1 protein-coding gene is annotated in these 3,660 nt (G+C 76.0%); it reads left to right on the top strand.

The genetic code is table 11. The features are described from left to right. Positions 1 to 3,660: SDR family NAD(P)-dependent oxidoreductase (locus tag AB0927_RS40815; protein WP_366672939.1), on the top strand; the 3,660-nt coding region annotated here is incomplete at both ends.

The following is a 3,660-nucleotide window of genomic DNA, read 5'->3' as shown; positions in this document are numbered from 1 at the left end:
CACCCACACCCACCACACCCCCAACCACCACCTCCCCCACCCCCACCACCACACCAACCTCCCCACCTACCCCTTCCAACACCAGCACTACTGGCCGACTCCCGCCCCGCGTCCCGAGGCGGCGCCCGCGGACCCCCAGGAGGCGCTGTTCTGGAAGGCCGTCGAGGAGGAGGACGCGTCGCTGCTGTCCTCGGCGCTGGAGGTCGGCGGGGACCAGGGCCGGGAGGCGGTGGCCTCGGTGCTCCCCGCCCTGGCGAGCTGGCGGCGCCGCGGCCGGGAGAACGCCGCCGTGGACGCGTGGCGGTACCGGGTCACCTGGCGGCGGGTGGGGAACGCGAAATCCCCTCGACTGACCGGGATTTGGCTGGTCCTCGTACCGGCGGGCCGTGCCGACGACCGGCGGGTGACGGCGGCCCTGGAGACGCTCCGGTCGCACGGCGCGGAAGGTGTCGCGCTGGAACTCGCGGACGCCGACCGGGGCGCGCTCGCCGAGCGGCTGGCGTCGGCGGTCGCGGCGGACGCCGAGGTGAGCGCCGTCCTGTCGTTCCTGTCCCTGGACGAGCGGCCGGACGAGCGCTTCCCGGCGCTGCCGCGGGGTCTGGCGCTGCTCGCGGCCGTCGTGCCGGCGCTGGACGAGGCCGGGATCACCGCTCCCGTGTGGGCGGTGACGACGGGCGGCACGGACGGTCCCGAGGGGCCCGAGGTGGCCCCGGTCCAGGCGCTCACCTGGGGCTTCGGCCTGGTGGCCGCGCTGGAGTACCCGCGGCTGTGGGGCGGCCTCGTCGATCTTCCGGCGGAGCCGGACGAGAAGGCGCTGCGGCGGCTGGCCGGCGTGCTGGGCGGTCCGGGCGAGGAGGACCAGCTCGCCGTCCGCGACTCCGGTGTGTTCGCCCGGCGGCTGGTGCGGGCGCCGCTCGGCGCCGCCGAGGCCCGGCGGACGTGGGTGCCGCGCGGCACCGTGCTGATCACCGGCGGTACCGGCGGGGTCGGCGGGCAGATCGCCCGGTGGCTGGCCGGGGCCGGCGCGGAGCACCTCCTGCTGCTGGGACGCCGGGGGCGTGACGCCGCCGGCATCGGTGAACTGGTCGCCGAACTGGAGCAGTCGGGTGCCGCGGTGACGGTGGCCGCCTGCGACGTGGCCGACCGGGAGGCGCTGGGCGCGCTGGTCGCGGCGATCCCGGCGGACCGGCCGCTGACCGCGGTCGTGCACGCGGCCGGCCTCGGGCAGCAGAGCCCGATCGCCGAGACCTCACCCGCCGACTTCGCCCGCATCATGGCGGGCAAGGTCGTGGGCGCGCGGAACCTGGACGAGGTGCTCGGGGACCGGGACCTGGACGCCTTCGTGCTCGTCTCGTCCAACGCGGGCGTGTGGGGAGGCGGCGGGCAGGGGGCGTACGCCGCCGCCAACGCCTACCTCGACGCGCTGGCCCGGGACCGCCGCCGGCGCGGGCTGACCGCGACCTCGGTCGCCTGGGGCTCCTGGGCGGGCGCGGGGCTCGGCGCGGTCGACGGGGCGGCCGAGCGGCTGCGGCGGCTCGGTGTGTCCCCGATGGCCCCGGAGACCGCCGTGCGCGCCCTGGTCGCCGCGGTCGAGCGGGAGGAAGCCGCGGTGTCGGTGGCCGACATCGACTGGGCGCGGTTCGCGCCCGGGTTCACCGCCGCCCGGCCCAGCGCCCTGCTGAGTGAACTGCCGGATGTGCGGGAGGCGTTGCGGGCGTCGGAGGCCGCCGCGGAGGACCGGCCGGCCGGCCCGGACGCGGCCGCGCGGCTCGCCGGGCTCGCCGCCGCCGACCGGGAGGCCGCCGTGCTGGGCACGGTACGGGCGCACGCGGCGGCCGTGCTCGGGCACCGCGACCCGGCCATGGTGGACACCGACGGCGCGTTCACCGGCCAGGGCTTCGACTCGATGACGGCGGTGCAGTTGCGCAACGCCCTCGTCAAGGAGTTCGGCCTGCGGCTGCCGACGACGCTCCTCTTCGACCACCCGACGCCGAGCGCGGTGGCCCGGTTCGTGGTGGGCGAGCTGACCGGCGCCGTGGCGGAGGAGGCCCCGGCGGTGGCCGCCGTACCGGTGGACGACGATCCGATCGTGATCGTCGGCATGGCCTGCCGGCTGCCCGGCGGCATCGCCTCCCCGGAGGACCTGTGGGAGCTGCTGGTCTCCGGGGGCGAGGCGCTCTCCGACTTCCCGACGAACCGCGGCTGGGACATCGACGGGATATACGACCCCGAGCCCGGACTGCCCGGCAAGACGTACACCCGCCGGGGCGGATTCCTGGACGGGGCCGGGGACTTCGACGCCGGCTTCTTCCGGATCTCCCCGCGCGAGGCACTCGGGATGGACCCGCAGCACCGGGTGTTCCTGGAGACCTCCTGGGAGGTCTTCGAGCGGGCGGGCATCGACGTCTCGGCACTGCGCGGCAGCCGGGCCGGGGTGTTCGCCGGCGGGTTCCACACCGGGTACACCATCGGCGCGGACCTGATCGGCGAGGGCGTCGACGGCTACACGTCCCACAACAACCTGCCGAGCGTGCTGTCGGGCCGGGTGGCGTACACCTTCGGGTTCGAGGGCCCGGCGGTGACGGTGGACACGGCCTGCTCGTCCTCGCTGGTGGCACTGCACCTGGCCGCGCAGTCGCTGCGCACCGGCGAGTGCGACATCGCCGTGGCCGGCGGCGTGGCGGTGATGGCCCGGCCCTCGACCTTCGTGGAGTTCTCGCGGCAGCGGGGGCTCGCGGCGGACGGCCGCTCCAAGGCGTTCGCGGCGGCGGCCGACGGCACCGGCTGGGCCGAGGGCGTCGCCGTGGTCCTGGTGGAGCGCCTCTCCGACGCCCGCCGCAACGGACACACCGTGCTCGCCGTCGTGCGCGGCACCGCGACCAACCAGGACGGCGCCTCCAACGGCCTCACCGCACCCAACGGCCCCTCGCAGCAGCGCGTCATCCGCCAGGCCCTCGGCAACGCCGGACTCACCCCGGCCGACGTGGACCTCGTAGAGGCCCACGGGACGGGCACCACTCTCGGCGACCCCATCGAGGCGCAGGCCCTGATCAACACCTACGGCAAGGACCGCGACCCCGAACACCCGCTCTGGCTCGGCTCGTTGAAGTCCAACATCGGCCACACCCAGGCCGCCTCGGGCATGGCGGGGATCATCAAGACCGTCCTTTCCATGCACCACCGCACCATGCCCCGGACCCTCCACGTCGACGCGCCGACCCCGCACGTGGACTGGTCCGCCGGTACGGTCAAGCTCCTCACCGAGCCCCGCCCCTGGACCACCACCGACCGTCCCCGCCGTGCCGGCGTCTCCGCCTTCGGGGTGAGCGGGACGAACGCCCACGTGATCCTCGAAGAGGCCCCCGAGCCGGACGAGGAGCCGCGGGCGGACCAGGAGGACGCCCCGCCCGCCGTCGTCCCGTGGATGCTCTCGGCCGCGACCCCGGCGGCGCTCACGGAACTGGCCGGGCGGCTGCGGGACCACGTGGACACCCACCCGGACCTCAGCGTGACCGACGTGGCGGGCCGGCTCGCCCAGCGCGCCCGGCTGGAGCGGCGTGCGGTGGTCATCGGGTCCGACCGCGCCGAACTCCTGCGCGGACTCGACGCACTGACCACCAACACCCCCGACCGCTCCCTCGTCACCGGCACCCCCACCAC

Source organism: Streptomyces sp. NPDC048106, from assembly GCF_040706415.1.
Taxonomy (GTDB): domain Bacteria; phylum Actinomycetota; class Actinomycetes; order Streptomycetales; family Streptomycetaceae; genus Streptomyces.
This window is presented reverse-complemented; position numbering and strand designations above follow the sequence as displayed.